Source organism: Halomonas sp. CSM-2, assembly GCF_002119345.1.
In the GTDB taxonomy this organism is placed as follows: domain Bacteria; phylum Pseudomonadota; class Gammaproteobacteria; order Pseudomonadales; family Halomonadaceae; genus Vreelandella; species Vreelandella janggokensis.
The window spans coordinates 37,719-57,384 of sequence record NZ_NBYR01000016.1 but is presented as its reverse complement, the minus strand read 5'-3'; the positions used below and the strand labels follow the sequence as shown (position 1 = coordinate 57,384).

Annotated in this window: 8 protein-coding genes; 4 read left to right on the top strand and 4 right to left on the bottom strand. The window is 58.7% G+C overall.

The window, feature by feature from the left end; translation table 11 throughout:
* The first annotated feature begins 110 nt into the window (after window positions 1–110).
* On the top strand, window positions 111–731 hold the full coding sequence (locus B7L15_RS14610) for a LysE family translocator (RefSeq protein ID WP_085919676.1): 621 nt from the start codon (window positions 111–113) through the stop codon (window positions 729–731).
* 33 nt (window positions 732–764) lie between these two features.
* A complete protein-coding gene (locus B7L15_RS14605; RefSeq protein WP_085919675.1) occupies window positions 765–1,331 on the top strand; it encodes a flavin reductase family protein in 567 nt (188 codons plus the stop codon).
* A 26-nt stretch (window positions 1,332–1,357) separates the two neighbouring features.
* Here the strand turns inward: B7L15_RS14605 and nfsA are convergent, their stop codons facing one another.
* Window positions 1,358–2,092 (bottom strand): oxygen-insensitive NADPH nitroreductase, encoded by a 735-nt coding sequence (gene nfsA, locus B7L15_RS14600; protein WP_085919674.1) that lies wholly within the window; start codon window positions 2,090–2,092, stop codon window positions 1,358–1,360.
* A gap of 169 nt (window positions 2,093–2,261) precedes the next feature.
* Between nfsA and arfB the strand changes: the two genes are divergently transcribed.
* Window positions 2,262–2,675: an alternative ribosome rescue aminoacyl-tRNA hydrolase ArfB gene (gene arfB, locus B7L15_RS14595; protein ID WP_085919673.1), complete on the top strand. Its 414-nt coding sequence runs from the start codon at window positions 2,262–2,264 to the stop codon at window positions 2,673–2,675.
* Window positions 2,676–2,803: 128 nt separating this feature from the next.
* Here the strand turns inward: arfB and B7L15_RS14590 are convergent, their stop codons facing one another.
* On the bottom strand, window positions 2,804–3,010 hold the full coding sequence (locus B7L15_RS14590) for a cold-shock protein (RefSeq protein WP_085919672.1): 207 nt from the start codon (window positions 3,008–3,010) through the stop codon (window positions 2,804–2,806).
* Window positions 3,011–3,350: 340 nt separating this feature from the next.
* Between B7L15_RS14590 and B7L15_RS14585 the strand changes: the two genes are divergently transcribed.
* Window positions 3,351–4,520: an alpha-hydroxy acid oxidase gene (locus B7L15_RS14585; protein WP_085919671.1), complete on the top strand. Its 1,170-nt coding sequence runs from the start codon at window positions 3,351–3,353 to the stop codon at window positions 4,518–4,520.
* A 35-nt stretch (window positions 4,521–4,555) separates the two neighbouring features.
* Here B7L15_RS14585 and B7L15_RS14580 read toward each other — a convergent pair whose 3' ends face one another.
* Both B7L15_RS14580 and B7L15_RS14575 read right to left on the bottom strand, forming a co-directional pair.
* A complete protein-coding gene (locus B7L15_RS14580) occupies window positions 4,556–5,044 on the bottom strand; it encodes a pyridoxamine 5'-phosphate oxidase family protein (RefSeq protein ID WP_085919670.1) in 489 nt (162 codons plus the stop codon).
* A gap of 222 nt (window positions 5,045–5,266) precedes the next feature.
* Window positions 5,267–19,501, bottom strand: a complete 14,235-nt coding sequence (locus tag B7L15_RS14575) for a carbohydrate-binding protein (RefSeq protein ID WP_176243701.1) — start codon at window positions 19,499–19,501, stop codon at window positions 5,267–5,269.
* Between the last annotated feature and the right edge of the window lie 165 nt (window positions 19,502–19,666).

Below are 19,666 nucleotides of genomic sequence, written 5' to 3'. Positions count from 1 at the left end.
TACTTCGCTCGCGATTGTGTTGCAGGGATAGCTTTCGGCTGACATCGCTATCGAAGTAAAACTATAGTAATAGCTATCACTAGTGATCTAAGTTCAAGAAGGTTAACGCTATGTCGATTGAACTCTGGCTGTCGTTTGTACTGGCCTCGTTTTTGGTGATCGCCTCCCCCGGCCCCGCGGTGGCTCTACTGGTCATGACCGGCATCAACCAGGGACGCAAGGCAGCTTTAGCGATGCTGCCCGGCTTTTTCTTGGGCGACCTGGTGGCGATGTCACTTTCGTTTGCCGGCGTAGGCGCCCTGCTGATGGCGTCGGCGGAGCTATTCGCCATCGTTAAATGGCTAGGGGTTCTCTATCTGCTTTATCTGGGCATCAAGATGTGGCGAGAATCCGGCCAACTGAATGACCTGGAAGCCTCTGGTGCCAACGTCAAGCAAGGCACTGCCAAGGCCTTTTGGGTGACACTCCTGAACCCCAAAAGCATTCTTTTCTTCATGGCCTTCATGCCGCAGTTCATTACCCAGAGCCATCCGTTGGCGCCCCAGTTGGCGATTCTGTTTACCACCTTTCTGGCAATAGGGGTCATCTCGGATTTCGGCTACACACTGCTGTCGACGACAAGCCGGAAACTGATGACCGCCAAGTTTCGCCGTCTTTTACACCGCTGCGGTGCCGGTAGCTTGATCGGCGCGGGGGTATTGATGACAGTGATGCGCCGCCCGAGCGCTTGACCCAGTTCAATCAAACCCAATCGGAGGTTGTTGATGACACACCCGACGATGATGAAGGAAGACTTTCCTGTCTCGAATATCAGACACTTTCTCGAGCCCGGCCCGATTGTGCTGGTTTCATCGCAATGGCAAGCGCAACCCAACATCATGACCCTGGGGTGGCACATGGTCATGGCGTTTTCGCCCTCGCTCATCGGGTGCGTTATCGCCGCTGGCAATCACTCCCACGCGCTTGTACATCATAGCGGGGAATGCGTGATCAATATTCCCTCGGCGTCGCTTGTCGATACGGTGGTGAGTATCGGGAACTGCTCCGGGAGCGAGGTCGACAAATTCAAGACCTTTGACCTCACTCCAGGCAAAGCAGAGAAGGTGGGGGCGCCGCTAATTGAGGAGTGCTACGCGTCCATTGAGTGCCAACTACGCGATGACGCCATGGTTGAACGCTACAACCTGTTTATCTTTGAGGTCGTGAAAGCCCATGTAGCGCCCTCGGCCGATGATGAGGAATCGCTGCACTACCGGGGCATGGGGGAATTCATGCTGTCAGGCAACACCATCGACCGTACTGCATTATTCAAACCGTCGATGCTTGTCTAAGTAGATCGGCGGCGCAGGCTTTTCCCTCACTGCATCTTGAACCCTTTCTCGATCAGAAATTCACGCATATGCGGACGCAGCTTTTGGGTAAATAACGGCGTCAGGTTGTGCGACCAATCCGTGTCTTTGTTGCCACCTTTACGGCCCTGATAGTAGGTTTGCATGGTTTGGTCGAAGGCTGCGACTTGCTCAGAGTCATCGCTGTAATGATTTTCCTTGAGCACCGCCTCAACCGGTAGACGTGGTTTAACATCGGGGTCATGAGCGGGATAGCCGATGCACATACCAAATACCGGGTAGACATGCGTCGGCAGGTCCAGCAGGTCACTGACCGCCTGGGGATTATTGCGTATCCCGCCGATATAGCAGATGCCGAGCCCTTCCGACTCCGCCGCAATGGCCACGTTTTGCGCTACCAGCGATACATCCACCGTGGCGACCAGCAACTGTTCGGTCATGCCGCTGATGACGTCCTCCTCCCCAGTGCGCTCGGCGGCTTCAAGCGGGCGCTTCATGTCGGCACAGAAGACCAAAAACTCGCTGCAGCTTGCCACGTAGCCCTGGCCGCCGGTTAGCTCGACCAACTGTTCACGTTTCGCCATATCGGTGACACGCATCACACTGTAGGCTTGAATATGGCTGGACGTCGCGGCGCCCTGCCCAGCGCGGATCAGTTCAGTTAATAATCCGTCGGGCATCTCGCGCGACTCAAACTTGCGGATCGAACGGTGCGAGGTCAGCAGCTTGATAACGTCGTTCATCGGCTTCTCCATGGCATAAAAAAACTACCTATTATAAACATATAGGATCTTTTGACGTTTCATTCGCACCGCGATGAAACGTCAAAAGGCCCTAAACGGATTGCGACGCTCGTCGCCAGTCAAACCATTTATGACATTTTACGATCAACCCAGTATGCCAAGGAGTCCTATGCTACGTATTTCCAACAATGTGGAGCTGGCTGAATGGGAAATCGAGCTGCACCCCATTCGTGCGCAGGGAGCTGGCGGCCAGAACGTCAACAAGGTGGCCTCGGCCATCCATCTGCGTTTCGACATTCATCGCTCGAGTTTGCCGCCCTTCTACAAAGAGCGGCTTCTGGCGCTGACCGATCAGCGCATCACCCAGGAAGGCGTGATCATCATCAAGGCCCAGCGCTATCGCACCCAGGAGCAAAACCGCGAAGATGCCCTGGCAAGGCTACGCGAATTGATTCGCGCAGCGGTCAAGCAGCAAAAAACGCGCAAGCCGACAAGACCCACCCGTTCCGCCAAGCGCAAACGGGTGGATGCCAAAACGCGTAAAGGCAAAACCAAGAATCTGCGGGGTAAAGTGACGCTTTGATACATGCTGGAGCGGTCGGCACGCACACTTTTCAACACAAAAACGCCGGGATAGATACGCAAAAACCCCGCACATGGCGGGGTTTTAAGCTTACCGACGCGTCGGTAGCCAACGTTACAGCATGTCGTTCACGACAGTACTTTAATGTTGGAAGCTTGAAGGCCTTTTTGACCCTGAGTGACGTCAAAAGAAACCTCTTGACCGTCTTGCAGGGATTTGAAGCCTTCAGCCTGAATTTCGGAGAAGTGCGCAAACAGGTCGTCGCCGCCTTCTGATGTAGAAATGAAGCCGTAGCCTTTTGCGTCGTTAAACCATTTTACTGTGCCAGTTGCCATGATCGAAATCCTCGATTTAGCGAAATGTATGCCGGGGAAATACCCGAGTTGCGATGGGTAGAACAAGAAACTTTCACCAGGCTCAAACACTAAAGATGCTTCGATGCTACTGACTACGTTCAACTTGCTATCCAACTGCCACCACCTTGCGCTTTCATAACCCACACGTCAACAGCGCGAACGAAAAAACCGGAGTGCGATGACGCCTTATCATCCTGCCGTTTAATTTTATGCCGGGCTATGTATTCAAGGCGGTATTCTGTTAAAAAAGTCATTGGTGGTGGTCTGGGTCTGCTGCCGAGAACGTCTGCTGCCATTCTTACACTTCATAGGATTACACATGCCGGTCTATACCAATATCGAAGATCTCCGTCGTCGTTATGTCCGCCGCACGCCCAAGATGTTCTATGACTATGCTGAGTCGGGCAGTTGGACAGAGCAGACCTTTCGCGAAAATACCAGCGACTTTCAGCACATCCACCTCAAGCAGCGAGTGGCGGTCGACATGTCGGGGCGTACCACGCGCAACCAGATGATCGGCGAAGACGTGGCCATGCCGGTGGCCCTGGCGCCAGTGGGGCTGACCGGCATGCAGTCCGCTGACGGTGAGATCAAGGCGGCGCGGGCAGCCGAGAAATTCGGCGTGCCATACACCCTGTCGACCATGTCGATCTGTTCGATTGAAGACGTTGCCGAGCACACCACCAAGCCGTTTTGGTTCCAGGTATACACGCTCAAAGATGACGATTTCATGCGCCGTCTGATCGAACGCGCCAGAGCGGCGAAGTGTTCCGCGATTGTGGTGACGGTGGATCTGCAGGTGCTTGGCCAACGCCATAAAGACATCAAGAATGGGCTGTCAGCGCCCCCCAAATTGACCCCTCGCTCAATCGCCAACATGGCCACCAAGATTCCCTGGGGGCTTGAAATGCTGCAAACCAAGCGGCGCTCATTTGGCAATATCGTCGGCCATGCCAAAGGGGTGACGGACCCTTCGTCATTATCAACCTGGACGGCGGAAGCGTTTGATGTATCGCTGGACTGGAATCGAATTGCTCAATTCAAGGAGTGGTGGGGCGGCAAACTGATCGTCAAGGGCATCATGGCGCCAGAAGATGCGCGTCGTGCCGCCGAAATCGGCGTGGATGCCATCATCGTTTCCAACCACGGGGGGCGCCAACTGGATGGTGCCATGAGCTCTATCCGTATGCTGCCCGCCATCATGGACGCCGTGGGCGACAAGGTGGAGGTGCATCTCGATTCGGGGATTCGCTCGGGCCAGGATGTCCTCAAGGCGCTTGCGCTGGGTGCCAAGGGCACCTACATCGGTAGAGCCTACACCTATGGACTGGGCGCTGCGGGCGAGGCCGGCGTCACTCGGGCGCTGGAGATCATCCACAAGGAGTTGGACACCACCATGGCACTTTGCGGTGAAACCGATACCCGCAACCTTGGTGAGCACAACCTGTATGTGCCTCAAGGCTTTGGCGACCCCACCGTCAAGCTCTAATACCAGACGGGCGGCTTGGTTGCCGCCCGGCTGCACTAGCCACCGAACTTTTCGTTTTCGCCAAGGTTTGGTGTCGTGTCTTTTTTGACGTTGGCTTTGGCTACCTCATATAGCTGGAACGCCTTGCTTTCCTTGGCTTTCCAGTGCTCACCCATTTGCACCTTGACTTCCAGCAGGGCCACGTCAGGATCGTCTTTGCCTTCCGGGAACCAGGCCGCGATGAAAGGGTTCCAGTATCTTTCAATCAGATCGCGGCTATCGGTGAGGTTGGCCTTGCCCGATAGCGACACGTAGATACCCTCTTCCTGATCAGAGAAGCTAAGGCATACATCATGATCACGCTCGGTTTCGGTTACCTTTTCAGCACTGCGCCGGGTAAAGAACCACAGAGTACCGTCATAGTCATCCTGCACCAGGTGCATCGGCCTGGCTCGCGGGACATCGTCATCCAGCGTTACTAGCATGCCGACTTTAATGTCTTTGATCATCTTCCATATTTTCTGCTTATGCTCAGGGCTGGACATAACGTCAACCTCCTGTTGAATAAAAACTGATGTATCATGCGTTACACACAACTTGTACAAGACTAGTCGCCATTACCAATATCAGCAAACATCCATGCTGGATGGCTGCTTGAAAGCGCTCGCGCCAAACAAGAAAAAGCCTGCGATTGCTCGCAGGCTTTATGGGGTCTTGCTATTTAATCAACCCAGCCAGGCTGGCTGATTAACATTCCATGATGCATCTTACAGCAGAGCACCCTGATCGTTTTCCTGTACCCCGCTGAGGCTGACGTCGTCACTCATCGCGACGAGCTCGTCCTGACTTGCGACATTCTCTTCTATACCAGCCATGGCCATCATATCCATGCTCGAGAGACTCGCCGCACTCACATCTGGGTCGCGACTGATCTGGAACGAAGCCAGGTCCTGAGAGCCTCCGTTGAAGGTGAGCCGCAGTACCTGAATACCCTCCTCAAGATCGAGTGTCACCGATGGCCCATCGACGAAGTTACCCCAGGTGCCGGAGTTTGGCACCGAGCCACTTGCTTGATCGTAGGTCACCCCATCCTGCTCAACCGACGCTGTAATAGTGCGCCCATTGTTAGGGTTGGAGGTAACGAACGACAGGGTGTGACTACCGGCCTGTTCGACGTTGATGGTGTATTCCACCCATTCGCCATTTTCGACCCAGCCAATCGCCTCGCCCTGCCCCACGATATCCACCGGCTCATCGCGGAAACCCGTTCCCAATTGCGCCGCTGACAGCTCGTTGTAGGCTTCACCCTGCTCGCCTTCGTCGAACAATGCTGCATCCAGCGCCAAACCATCCTCGGCATCCACCAGCCAGGGGGTTGCCCCGGCATTGAAGGCTTGCTGGCCATCGCGCGCCAGGCTGAACGATGCCAGGTCCTGAGAGCCGCCATTGAAGGTAAGCCGCATGACCTGCTCGCCGGCTTCCAGCGCCACCTGTGTGGCATCGGTGGGTTGGAAATTGCTCCAGCCACCCGTTGGCGAGACCACCACCGCGTCGCTCGAGGCGTAAGGCGTGCCGTCCCCTTTGGTGAAGGTGGCCGTGATGCTGCGTTGCGGGCCGCTACCATCGCCAAGCGCTGACAGGAATGACAGGTCGTAGGTGCCGTCCTGGGCAATATTCAGGGTGTATTCCACCCACTCGCCGTCATCGACCCAGCCAATGGCATCGCCGTCTCCGACAATGTCGACCCCGTCACCCCGGAAGTCACTACCGAGTTGGGCGTCGCCGGAATCATTGTAAGCGACGTCCTGGCCGCCTTCGTCGTAATTGGCCGCGTCCAGCGTGAAGTCACTACCGACCTGCCAGGGGTCCCCGCTGTCCGTGAAGGCTTGCTGACCATCCTCGGCCGGCGCCACAGGTACCAGGTTGAACGATGCCAGGTCCATGGGCCCGCCATTGAAGGTCAGCCGTAGCACCTGCTCACCGGCTTCGAGCGCTACCTGGGTGGTATCGGTCTGGGTGAAGGAGGTCCAGCTTCCGGTTGGCGATACCCCTACCGATGAAGCCGTCACGTAGGGCGTATCGCCTTTGGCGAAGCTCGCGGTAATCGAGCGTGCGGCCGGGTTGGAGGAGTCCATCGAGGTCAGGAAGTCGAGGTCGTAAACGCCGTCTTCCGCCACATTGATGGTGTATTCCACCCACTCGCCATCCTCGATGAAGCCGATCGCCTGCGAGGGCGTGGAGATATCCACCGCCTCGTCGGACCGGAAGGCGTCGCCCTGATGGGCGGTGGTGGTGTCGTTATAGGCGACGTCCTGGCCACCGTTGTCATAGAAACGCGCTTCCAGACTCAAGCCCTCGGCGCCAACCTCCCAGGCAGTCTGGGTGTCATTAAAGGCGCTCTGGCCATCGTCCACCGGTGCTTCAAAGTCCAAGGTGAACGATGCCAGATCCAGCTGACCACCGTTAAAGGTCAGCCTTAGCACCTGCTCACCCTCTTCCAGCTCAAAGGTCAACGGACCGACGGTCTGGAAGCTTCCGAAGCTGCCAGTGTTGGGCAAGGTCTGCACCTGCGCCGGGGTATAGAAACCGGCCCCCTGCTCGAAGGCGGCGGTAATGGACTTGCCATCGGTGGTCGCGGAGGTCGAGAAGCTAAGTGTGTAGGTACCCGCTGTCTCGACGTTGAGGGTGTACTCGACCCACTCGCCATCGGCAATGTAGCCCAGCGCCTCGGTGCCGTTGGAGATATCCACCGCTTCGTCAGCGCGGAAGGCCGCCCCCTGGTGCGCAGCGGTGGTGTCGTTATACGCCACCCCCTGGCCACCGTTATCGTAGAGCTTGGCTTCAAGCGTCAAGCCATCGCTGCCCACCGCCCAGGCAGTTTCACCGGCATTGAAGGCGGTCTGACCAACCGGGTCCGGGTCGTCGATGAAGTTAGGCACGCCATCATTGTCATCGTCGTCGTAAAGGTCCACCCGCCCGTTGCCGTCAGCATCTTCCGCCCCGGTGGGGTCATAAGTCTGGACGTTCTCGACCAGGAAGATATTGTCGTTGTAGTCGTAGTTAACCCCCGCGTAATCCTGAATCACGATGTAGGTGTCTGGAATCACGTTGCCGGCGGCGTCCTTGGCGACATAGACGCGAATCAGGTGACCATCGTTCTCGTCCCAGTTGAGGTTGGTGCCCGGGTTGCCGATAGCATCAATGGTGTCCTCATACAGGTTAGCGTCCGGATCGGACCAGGAAATATAGCCCTGACGACCCGAGATCTCGGCGAAGAACCCAAAGGGCGCATCGCGATCAAGCGTGGTCGTGGTCAAGAGATCGCCGTTGTTGAGCGTGCGCGGCAGTAGCGTCTGACCATCAGCCTCATCGTGGGCCAGGATCTCATCGAGATTTCGGCTATCCACATCGTGGACGAACAGTCGGGCTACATCGCCCTGGGTATGGTAGGCCGCCAGTTGGGTAATCTTGATCGGCGAGCCACCGTCGGCACGCTGGAAGTAGGGTGACAGGATCTCGTCGCCATTGGCTTCCACCAGCCCGCCCTGGTTCATCTGCCCTTCGGCCACGTTGGTGCTGTAACCGAAGGCGTTGATGATTTCCTGAACGAGTGGCTCTTGTCCGCTCTCCGACTGGTTCTGGGCCAAACCGGCTAGCTGGATGACTTTCTCACCCTCGTCGGCATCGCTTGAGTTGATGATCAGACTCGCCTCGTAAAGGCTAGCATCGTTAGGATCATCGGCGATGAAGCGCACCGTGACATCGATGGACTCGCCCGGCTCAAGGCTGACCGCCGCAAACGCTTCGGTAAGCTCGAACAGGGTAGTATCACTGACCTCGATGCTATTGATATCAAGGGTCTCGAAGCCATCGTTCCTGATCGTGATGGTCGCTTCGTCGTGGACTTCCTGCGCGGCGTTGGCCGGGTTTTCAATCCGCGACATCACCAGTCGGTCGTTGGACGGCACGCCGTCGTTGTTGATCACCGTCAGCTCACCACCGGCCACCGGCGTGACACCTTCGATGACGAACATGTTGTCGTTGTAGTCATAGTTGATGCCGGTGTAGTCCATGATGCCCAGGTAGGTATTGGGAATCACGTTGCCCTCGGCATCCAACGCCCGGAACATGCGTACCGTATAGCCACGTTCGATACCATCGGCATCGGCGGGCGGCGTGCCGCCTCCCTCAGGGTTCAGCGATGGGTCGGTGGACAGGTTCGCCACTTCAATACCAAACACGCCCTGACCGGTCCAGCCACCGGGAATATCGGCAAGCGAGAAGTTCGCGGTGGCGAACTGCCCGTCACTCTTAACCGGCAGCAGGCTCTGGTTGTTATCCCCAGCGTGGTTGCTGAAGATGATGTCCTGTCCCTTGTTACCAGGGTTATGGATGCCCAGCGTTGCGCCGCCAGCACCATGGTAGGCCGCCAACTGGGTGATTTTCGCCTCGCCAGCACCGTCGGCCAGCGTCCAGTAGCGCGACAGTACTTCGTCGTCGTTAACGGGACGATAGAGGTCGAAGTCATTCAATACCGAGTTCTCGCCGCCTCCCACGGTGGTCAGGCCGTCGATACGGTTTCCGAAGCCGAACACCTCCCAGACTTCATTGACATTGGGTTCCCAACCGCCCTCGTCCCGCGCCTGCCAGAAGCCTGCCATGTGGATTTCGGCAATCGGCGAATCGGCATCGTTGGTCACCAGGCGAATGCGGCCTTCGAACACCCCGTCACCGGCGTCGTTAGTAGGCGCGGTGTAGCTATCCCGGTCGAAGAGCACCGTGACCTGCACCGACGCGCCAGCAGCCAGCGTCAGGCCGTCGAAGGCGCTCGGGTCCTCCAGCACGAAGGGGCCGTCGATATCGGCGTCGAGAATCGCAAGCTCGCTGGTGCCCGTGTTGGAGATTGTGACGGTAGCACTTTCCTTGAAGTCACGATTGTCGTTCGAGGCGCTGTTGTTCTCCAGGTAGCTGAAGTGCAGCCGGTCGGAATAGTAGGCGGCATCGCCGCTTTGGACAGCGATATCGGCATTGTCGCTGCCGACGACAGGCGTCACGTCCAGATAATCCAGGTCATCGGCGCCGTCGGCATTGGAGACCGCACGCAGGTTGTACTCCACCCCCGCCTCAAGCTCGACATAGGTGCCTTCTTCCCCGGCATCTCCCTCCCCTGGATAGACCAGCACATCCAACGGCTGGCCATTGAGGGTCAGGGACAGGCCCTGGCCATCGCTGGCCCCGGCGTTGGCCGCTAGATCCAGGCGATAAAGACCGTCGGCATCCACCGTGAAGTAGAAGTCGGCGGTCAGGTCGTTGATCGTCCGTGCACTGTCGCCACTTTCCAACTCAATGCGTGCGCCATCGGACACATCGGCATACACCGGCATGAAATTATCGACGGGGGCATCGGGCACTCTCAGCAGGTCGACATTGGGGCCGTTGGCCTCAGGTGCCGTCACGCTGATGGTGTTGCTGCCCGCTTGCAGGTTGACCAGCAATTCCTGGAAGAACCAGTCGTTTTCCGCCTCATTACTCTGGCCTGGGAAATTGACCACCCCCAGGTTAACGCCGTTGATGGTCACTTCCATCGGGCGGTCGGCCTTGCTCACCGCCAGGGCGTAGCGGAAGCCGATCTCGTAGTTGCCGGTCTCACCTACCTCGACGGTCCAGGTGATGGTCTGATCACCCGCGCCATCAAAGTCGACAAAGCCCTCACCGGACGCGTTGCGATCATCAACGCTTTCCGGTACGACCACAGGACCGTCAAGCGAGGCATTTTCAGCTTCGTAATCGGTGAAGCCTGAGGTGCTGTCCGGCGGCGATTGCAATACTTCAAGCTGGTCGATGTTGGGGCCGGTATTGTTCGTGGCCTGCAGGCGCACGGTGTTTTCTCCCACTACTAGCGACGCCGCCACGTCCTCGGTCAGCCACTCTGCCCAGGCCGCATCCCCAGTAAGCCCGGGAGGAGGACTAAAATCGAACACCCCGACGCTTACGTTATTGACGAATACCTCAAGCGGACGATTAGTGTCGCCGCCGTTGGCGTAGCGGATTCGCAGTACCGAATCGCCAGCGTCGTCTGCGGCCAGATTGAAACCGAAGGTCATGAAGTCGGCATTGGTGCTGCCGTAGTCGGCATAGCCGCCGGGCACGCCGTCATCACCATCGGTGTTGCCATCCAGTCCAAAGGCACCGGGACGCAGACCGTTAGGCAGGCCTTCCGTGGTTTCAGTGTTGTTGATGTCGCGAATCTGGATTTCCGCGCCAGCGCCATCGGCGATGGTCACCGAGGTGCCATCATTGGGGGTGTCATCTTCCGCCTGAATGACCAGCAGCGATACCAGGTCGTCACCGGGTTCTGGATCGGGATCCACAGGATCCACCACGCCGCCTGGCGCCGGATCAAGGCGGATAATCTGGCTCTGGCCGTTGCCGCGGTTCAGGGTCAGCAGGTAGAGCTGGCCGGTCACCGGGTTCTCGATAATATCCAGCGGATCCACGTAGGTAATGACATTGCCTTCCGGGTCGCGCAGTACATCGTCGCCGATCACGTTGCCGTTGGCATCGAGGGTAATGCTGCGCACATCGTCACCGCCGGAGTACTCGGTGAACAGCACGTTACCCTGCAGGTTGCCGCCGAACACATTGCTGGTGTACTCCACCGCTCCGTTGGGCGAACGGTTCTCACCCAGCGAGTAGACACCGGAGATATCGTAGTTACCCTCTGGGCTAGTTCCTGAGGGGTAGGCATCTACCTGGTTGGGGTCACTGCCTCCGGTGGGGTTGCCACCATTCAAGATGTACTCATCCCGTAGCGGGTTGGGGTGGCCGTAGTACCCCCCTTCGACAATCTTGAACAGGTAGTCGTCCTGCTTCTCGACGTTGGTGTAACGCTCGTTCTCAGGTGTCGAGGGATCGTCCGGCACGTTGCCGCCCGCCGCCGAGCCGTTGGTCGGCACGTACAGGAAGCCGTTGGAATGCCATACCAGGTCGTAGGCGTTGCGTGCACCCGTGGCGAAGATCGTCAGTACCGCGCCCTCGGCATAGGGGTCATAGTAGCTTTGCAGCACGTTGCCGTCGGCGTCCTGCACCGTGGCCACACCACGTTCATCGAACACCAGGAATTCGCCATTGCCCATGGGGATAGGGTCATCCTTGGGATGGCCGTCAGGGTCATCGAAGCGGGTATTCTGGCCGTTGTCGGGAACGGGCTCGGTCGATACATCGAAGCCCCCGGGAGGTGCGTCACGGGTGGGGTCGATCTCCATGACGGCGGCATTCAGCAAACGCTCGGGACGGTTACCCCAGGCGCTATCCGGCTCGCCCATGGCCGAATTGGAGCCCTGAATCAGATACAGCAGATGCGTCGGCACATCGGGATTGGTAGCCGCGTCATAGTCCGGATTGGGGCGGAACTCGAGACTGTTGGTCACGTGGTCGCCGTTGGAGCGCGGCAGTCCGGTGATGTAGGGCTCAGCGGTACCGGAAAAATCACTACCGCCGTCCAGCGTGATCTTGGTAATGCGACCGCTGAATTCCGGCACGCCGTTATCGCGTCCATTGAGCGGAATCGGGTAGTTGTCGGTGATCCACAGCACATTCGGGTCGGTGGGATCCACCACCAGGCCGATGATGCCACGTTGCTGACTCTGCCCGGGCTGGTCGAAGTAATCGTTCGGCAGACTCAGGTCCTGGCGGTTGGATAGCGAGCCGTCGACCGGGTCGACGTCGTAGCGCAACAGATCACCGCCGATGGTCGCGATGTACATGAAGGCGCCGTCAGGGCTCATCTCCAGCGAGGTGAAGCCAAAAGCATTGTCCGCGGCACCGTTAAGCTCCACCACATCGTTGAAGGCCACGTCGCGGGCGACCACCTCCGGTTCCTCACCGGTCACGAAGGTGTTGGTGTACTTCTGGAACTCACGGGTCGGGGCATCGGCATCATCGTTGGGCCCGCGATCCCGGAAGCCATCGATCACCAGCGTATAGCTGGTGAACGGCTTGAGCGTCTGGCTGGGCGAGATGGTCAGTGAGTCGAAGCCACCGGTCGTATTGACGTTGAAGGAGACCTCTTCACCGGTGACCGTTTCGAAGAGCTTCACCGAACCGTCGTTCAGGCTTTCAAGCAAGGCACCGCCACGCCCATCGACCACCGAGATGCCCACAAAAATGTCCGATGTCGGGTCAACGCCGGTGGGAATGGCGCTGTCTTCCGGGTCGAGGTCAACTTCTACTTCATTCTCCCCAACACCCGCGATGGCGCGCGCGTCGGTGAAGAAAGCGTAATCCTCCGGAGCTTCACGCGCGTCATCCGGGGTCAGGTCGGGCAGCGACTGGATCTCGATGTACTGGATCTCGGTGTTCTCGTTGTCGAGCCCCAGCGAGTCGAGCGTCAGACGGCCGTCGCTAACCTGCACGATGCGGGTGACCAGATCAGAACGCACGCCTTCTGTGTCATCGCCCGGGTTGCCGTCCGCCGGGAAGTCGTCCGGACGGAAGGGCGTGAAGGGGTCGTTGAACAGCTCGCCTTCTGCATTCAACACGTTACGGCTGTCATACGGCCCAGCGGTATCACCAATCGAAATGGTGACTTCGTAGTAGCCGTCTTCCAGCTCGATTTCCCAACCGGCGCGCACATACGCGCTTCCGGGCTGGTCGAAGTGGGCATAGGTGCCCTGGCGCGGATCGAGGCCGGCGATATCATCGGTACGGTCGTTGACCGCCACGCTGGTCAGGCTCGAAATATCCAGTGGCGTGGTGCCCGGTTCACCGTCGTAGATCGACGCCTCGGTCACCCAGCCATACTGGTAGGTCTGGCCGTCGATGGTCACCGACTGGGTGCCGAAGGCTTTGCCGTTGTCGGCGATATAACCGTCAGGCACCACCACGCCCTCAGGCTGGAAGTTGATCTTGACGGAGAAACGCTCGCCCGGCTCAATTACCTCGGGTGGCTCGACGCCTTCGCGCGTGACGCTGAGACGGTCGATATTGGGCCCGGCCGCCGTCAGGTTTTCCAGACGAATGGTGTTGCTGCCCGCCTCAAGCTCCACCTCGATCTCGACGTCCGTCCAGTTTTCCCAGCCTTCTGGATCAGCGCCAGTGGGGGAAAATGCCAAGCTACCCTGGGACGCGCCCCCCACCAGGATATCCATCGGGCGATCAGCACCGTTGCCTCCTCCATTGGCGTAGCGAACCGTCAGGGTGTAGGTGCCTGCCTCATCGACCACCACATCGAAGGAACCGGCATCGCCTGCATCGCTGCCCATGTCCAGATAGCCGGTGCCGGAGAAGCCATCCCAGAGGCCATCGGAACCGGTGGCCTCGTTGGTTTCAGGGTTGCTGGCATCGCGAACCTGGGTATCCAGGGTGTCGCCGACATTGTCCGGATCTTCGATCGTCAGCGCTTCGCCTTGGATCTCAAAGTTGAAGGGCACAGGCGTCCCATCATCGACAGTGACGTTGTCGCTAGCTTGGGCTTCGTTGCCCGCTTCGTCGGTGACGATCAACGTGACGGTGACGCTACCGCTTTGGTCGCTCAAGTCTACCGTGATATCGCCGTTCGCCTCTGGGGTGACGGCGGTGCGCGTCGTGCCGCCGTCGACGCTGATTTCATACGTTACAATATCGTCATCGGCACCGGCCACATTGAACAGCGCTGTGGCAAGCTGCCCAGGCTCAAGCGTTTCGTCGGCGGCGGTCAGGGTCAGATTGCCATCGGCGTCAGCGCTCTCATCGACAGGAATCGGGCCGGTACCGCCCTCGGTGATTTCGATACGGTCGATATTGGGGCCAGTGGTCGCGCCATCCGGGATGGCCAGTTCGACGCTGTTGATGCCAGCCTCCAAGGTGACGGTGACGGTCTCGAACAGCCAGTTGTCAAAACCTTCAACCGGCCCGGTGCCGTCGGGGTCAGTCGCCAGCATGTCGAGAACAACCGGGGTGCCGCCATTAATCACCAAGTCCAGTGGACGATCGGAGTTGGTCGCGTAGCGCACGCTGATGTCGTACTGGCCGGCCTGTGCTACATCGACCTGCCAGGTGACGTTATCGCCGGCGGTATCGCCGAAATCCAGGTAACCGGTGCCAGAAAAGCCCGGGCGCAGTCCGTTCTCCAGGTTCTCATTAGCTTCCGGGTTGCTCGGATTGCGCACCGTGGTGTCCGTATCATTGGCGTCGTTATCGAAACTTGTCACCGTGCCGTCCTGGATCTGCAGGCTCAGCGGCGAGAAAGGCGCTTCATCGACGTCATTCACGGTGACTTCCAGCGTCTGGACGTCAGTCAGGTCACCGTCGGTAACCGTCACCTCTACTTCGTAAACACCGTCCTCGTTATCATCCACCGCCAGCTCGAAGTCGCGGGCACTGACGAAGCTAAGCACACCGGTGGCCGCGTCGATGGTAAACAGCGGCGCATCCACCCCACCGGTAATCGCAAACACCGGCGCGTTCAGGCCGGTCGTCAGGCCATCTTCGTCGACCACTGGAATCGCGCCGATCTCGGTCAGGTTCTCGTCGATGGCATAGGTAGTCTCTCCGATGACGATGCTCTCGTTGAGATCCGCCACCGTGATCAGGGTGTCCTGAGAGACGCTGTCCTCGCCGTCGGAGACGGTCACGGTCAACTCGTAGACGCCGTTCTCATCGCTGTCGGCCGCTAACTCTGCGTCCGGCGCGTTGATGAAGGCGAGCTCCCCGGTTGCCTCATTAAAGCTGAACAAGGCCGCATCGGCACCTGATAGCGTCACGGTCAGGCTGTCGTCATCGGCATCGTCGATCGCAAGATTCGCCACAACCGTGCTGTTTTCATCGACGCTGACATCGGCGCCCAAGCCTTCGAGGGTCGGCGCCGTGTTGACCGGCTCATCAATGCGCTCGAACACCAGCGAGTCAATACGCATCAGCTCGCCACCGGCACCGCGAAGCTCAAGGCTCGCCAGATCACCGGCGGTCACCTCAAAGGGCGTTTCGAACACGATTTCCTTGCGGTTGCCGCTCTGGCCCGCATTACCGCGCGGACCCGTGCCCACGATGGTGCCGAAATCGTCGCTGAGCACCACATCGGAACTCAGGCTGTCGCTAGCAGCGTTGCGTGCCTCGAGGACGGTGTCGCCGATCGTAAGCGATAATGAACCTTCGCCATCGTTTTCATCGAACACATACAGCCGCGCCACGTACCAGCCAGGTTCTATACCGCCGGCTGCGAGATCGGTGCCGATCGTCGCGGGTTCGTTACTGGTCAGCCGGATCAGTTGCTCGTTGGACGCGCTTGCACTTCCGGTCACGATCAGGTTGGACGCATCAAGATCGGTGAAGTTTTCCGCCTCAATGGTGATCGAATCGCCCACTTGCGTGCCTTCGATCACGAAACTCAGCGTCTGCGTGCTGGACAGGCCCGCCGGATCGGTGGCACGAATCACCACGTCGAACGTGCCGCCTTGGCTGGGAGTGCCTTGAATAACACCGTCTACCACCTCAAGTCCGGCGGGCAGATCTTCGGCGGACAGCGTCAGGCTGTCGCCATCAGGATCGGAAAACAATGACGCAAAGTCAGCCAGCGGGATCTGAATGAAGTTCTCGCCCACTTCGCCGAAGTAAGGTTCAAGCGCGACGGGCTCAGCAACGGGCGCGTCGTTGACGTTTTCAACCGTCAGCGCAAAGTCGGTCGAGGTAGTGACCGTCCCATCATCGGCGGTCACCGAGACGGTGTAGTCGCCGGGCGCCAGCCCCTCAAGGCTGCCGCTCAATACCTGATCAACCACGCTCAGACCGTCCACGGTGACCGGCTGTCCATCGCCGTCGGTGACGACGAAGCTATAGCTGAGCGCATCACCATCATCATCGACGAAGGGCAGGTCGACCTCGAGATTCGATCCCTCATCCAGGCTGAGATCGGCAATGCCGCCGCCCACCACGCGTGGGGCGCTGTTGGTATCGGGCACTTCGTCTTCTGAAAGACTCACAGCGCTGAAGCTCGCGCTGCCTATGGCGCCCAGGTCATCGTCGTTAACGAAGACCAGCGAGTCGATGGTGGTCCCGGCATGCGCCGCCAAATCAATGGTGAACCGGAAAGTGCCATCGCCGTTGTCGACACCCTGGCCGCGCAGATCAATAAACCCACCCTGGGTCTGGGTACCGCCAAGCTGATAGACACTATTGCCGCCGTTGAAGGGGTTATCGTCGGCATCGAAACCGATCGCGACGATCTCCGGCACCGGCGACGCTGAAATCGCGACGTCCAGGGTCAGCAGTGTCTGTCCAGTGATGGTGTAGTCGCTCGGTAGGTCGGCGCGCTTCCAGACGTTATCGGTCAACGACAGCGTGCCGCCATCGTCTTCTACCGCGGCGCCGGTGCCACTTGCGGGATTGTCCTGGGTTTCGTTATACGCACTGATGGTCGCGTCATCGAAGGTGACAGAGAGACTCGCCGGCCCGGCTGGGGCTGCAAGCGTCACTGTGTCCTGAACGCTGGCTTCATTACCGGCGGTATCGGTCACGATCAACGTCACCGTGACATCGCCCGGTCCCTGCCCACTCAGGTCAACCGACAGGCTGTCACCATCGCTGGTGGCAGATTGGCGAGTCGAGCCGCCATCAAAGCTGACTTCCAGTGTCGAATCGACGTCAATGCCAGCAACGCCGAACACGACTGTGGCGCTGTCGGCAGGCGCGATTTCGGCGTCCGGGCCCTCAAGCGCCAGATTTCCCCCCTCATCGGCGGTGGTATCCAGGGTAAGGGCGAGGGACCGCTCAACACGGTTGCCAAAGGCGTCCATGGCGATCAGCTTGGCCGACAGATCACCGTCGTCCCGCCCTGAGAGATCCAGGGTGAAGTTGCCGTCTTCGTCTGGCGTGACTTCGTCGACGGTCACGCCATCATCGAAGGTCACCCCGACGAAGACGATGTCGTCATCGCGTCCCGTGACGTTGAACCCAGCCGCGGAGGCGTTGGCGCCGTTGACCACAAGGTTGTCGGCACTGAAGGCCAGTGTTGTTTCATCGGTATCCGCCTCGACATCGCCAACCGGGCCGGTGCCTGCCGTGGTGACTTCAAGACGGTCGAGGTTCGGACCGCTTCCTGCACCAGCGGGAATGCTCAGCACAATCGTATTGTCGCCAGCCACGAGTTCGGTGGTCAGGCTTTGATAACCCCAGACGTCGAAACCTTCCGGCGCTTCGTTACTCCCGTTGGTATCCGTGGACACAAACGCCTGTTGCGGTAGCGCTGCGCCGTTGACGGCAAGGGCCATCGGGCGATCGCCGCTGCTGGCATAGCGGAAGTTCACGTCGTAGCTGCCGGCTTCGGCAACGTTGACCGTGAAGGTCAGGCTATCACCGGGCTGGCTGCCGTAGTCGACATAGCCAGTGCCGGAATAATCAGGGCGAAGGCCATTGAAACTTGCCCCGCTCTCGGGATTCTGGGCGTCGCGCACCAGGGTGCCGGCGCCGTTATCGGCGCCCAATTCGGCGTCCTCCGCCTGAATAACGATGGCATCGATCACCGGCCCGGTAGGGTCCACCGGGTCGGCCGCCAGCAATGCCACTTCAATCTTGTCGATATTGGGGCCAGTGGTGCCGCCGCCCAGACGCAGGGTGTTGCTGCCCGCGGCGAGAGAGATTTCAATGGTTTCGGTGGACCAGCCTTCCCACGCCGAAGGCGCTGGACCACCACCGGGTAAATTGCCCGAAGGGACATCAGAAGTACCCGTTGGATAGTAAGCGGGCGCGGTTGTCGGCAAAAAGGCGAAAGAGCCTATTTGAGTAGGCGTACCATCGTCGACCAAGGAGAGATTCAATGAACGTGCATCGCTTGTGGCGTAAGTGACGGTCACGTTGTAGGTGCCCGCGGTGGCCACATCCAGAGTAAAATCACCGTAGGCATTGGCATTACCGAATGCCCAATCAAGATAACTCGCCCCCTCGGCACCCACCCGGAACGTCTCTAAACCATTGGTAAAAGAGGCGATGTTATCGACTGTAACGACCCGATTGGTAGCGTCCGATTCAGCATTAGAAGTCGGATCTACCACCAAATCCTCACCCTGAATCACGTAGACGTCGGGGTCCGGCGCGCGCACCTCCAGATAGTCGACGTTGGGCCCACTGGCTCCGTTAGACGTGAAGCTGACGGTATTCTCGCCCGTTTGAAGCTGCACGCGAATCGTACGTTCGCCGAAGTCACTGAAATCGGCAGCATTACCGGTCAAGGTCGTGCTCGGCAGGTCGAACATACGATCCTGAAGCTCACCATTGACGTCGAGACGCAGCGGTCGATTGCGCTCAGCTCCACCATTTTCCTGGCTAAGCGCATAGCCCAGTGCCAGTTCGTATTCACCCGGTTCATCTACGCTGAAGGTGAACGTCAGCGTTTCGCCCGTTGCATTACCATAGTCGACATAGGCTTGCCCATCGGCGTTGGCGGTGTTCGCCTCGTTTGGGTCATTAACCACCGCTATGCTACCGCCCGCTATGGACGCCGACGCACCATCGCTGGCATCACTGTCTTCGGCCTGAATACGAATGGGTGTGAAGGTATCCGCCAGTATCGCCTGGGCCATGAACGGACCATCGTCAGCCGGCGCAGGCAGTGGCTCGTCAGCCGCCAGCGAGGTAAGCGTTGTATCCACAGGCTCGGAGGCCGCTGCCGCTCGATCCGACGCAGCGGGGTCGGCGACTTCATTTTCGGGCACCACATCAAGTTCAATGTTCATTTCTGCGTTAGGCAGCACCCGGCCGAACTCATCCATGGCTTCAAGCCGCATCTTGAGCCTGCCCAAAGCCGGGGAAGGCAGGTTTTCAAACACGAACGGGCGCTCGAAACTTTCAAAAACTGACATTTCATTACGAGCATCTTCCCAGGCCATGCGCATGGATTTTATGGAGGATTCCCAGGGGGATGGATGGGGGACAACGTGGAGGTGATGATCTTGGAAGGTATCCCGGCCCCAGCGGCCACCTTCACGAACGGATCCTAACAACGACTTTGCCTGACCAGATACGAAAGACATTGAAAACATGTTCCACCCCACGGTTTTAATTAGACTTTTTAGCGCACAAGGGTGTGCACTATGAGCACTCACCAAGCATTGTTGACGACATTCCCCTTTGGCCATCGGTGTTCGGATAGCGTGTTCACAGCTGGCGGATTGGGGCGACTATTGGTGAGTCTAACC

Bases quoted from the DNA above. Each gene is read 5' to 3' on its own strand.
- B7L15_RS14610 (WP_085919676.1), top strand. From the start codon at position 111: ATGTCGATTGAACTCTGGCTGTCGTTTGTACTGGCCTCGTTTTTGGTG.
- B7L15_RS14605 (WP_085919675.1), top strand. From the start codon at position 765: ATGACACACCCGACGATGATGAAGGAAGACTTTCCTGTCTCGAATATC.
- nfsA (WP_085919674.1), bottom strand. From the start codon at position 2,092: ATGAACGACGTTATCAAGCTGCTGACCTCGCACCGTTCGATCCGCAAG.
- arfB (WP_085919673.1), top strand. From the start codon at position 2,262: ATGCTACGTATTTCCAACAATGTGGAGCTGGCTGAATGGGAAATCGAG.
- B7L15_RS14590 (WP_085919672.1), bottom strand. From the start codon at position 3,010: ATGGCAACTGGCACAGTAAAATGGTTTAACGACGCAAAAGGCTACGGC.
- B7L15_RS14585 (WP_085919671.1), top strand. From the start codon at position 3,351: ATGCCGGTCTATACCAATATCGAAGATCTCCGTCGTCGTTATGTCCGC.
- B7L15_RS14580 (WP_085919670.1), bottom strand. From the start codon at position 5,044: ATGTCCAGCCCTGAGCATAAGCAGAAAATATGGAAGATGATCAAAGAC.
- B7L15_RS14575 (WP_176243701.1), bottom strand. From the start codon at position 19,501: ATGTCTTTCGTATCTGGTCAGGCAAAGTCGTTGTTAGGATCCGTTCGT.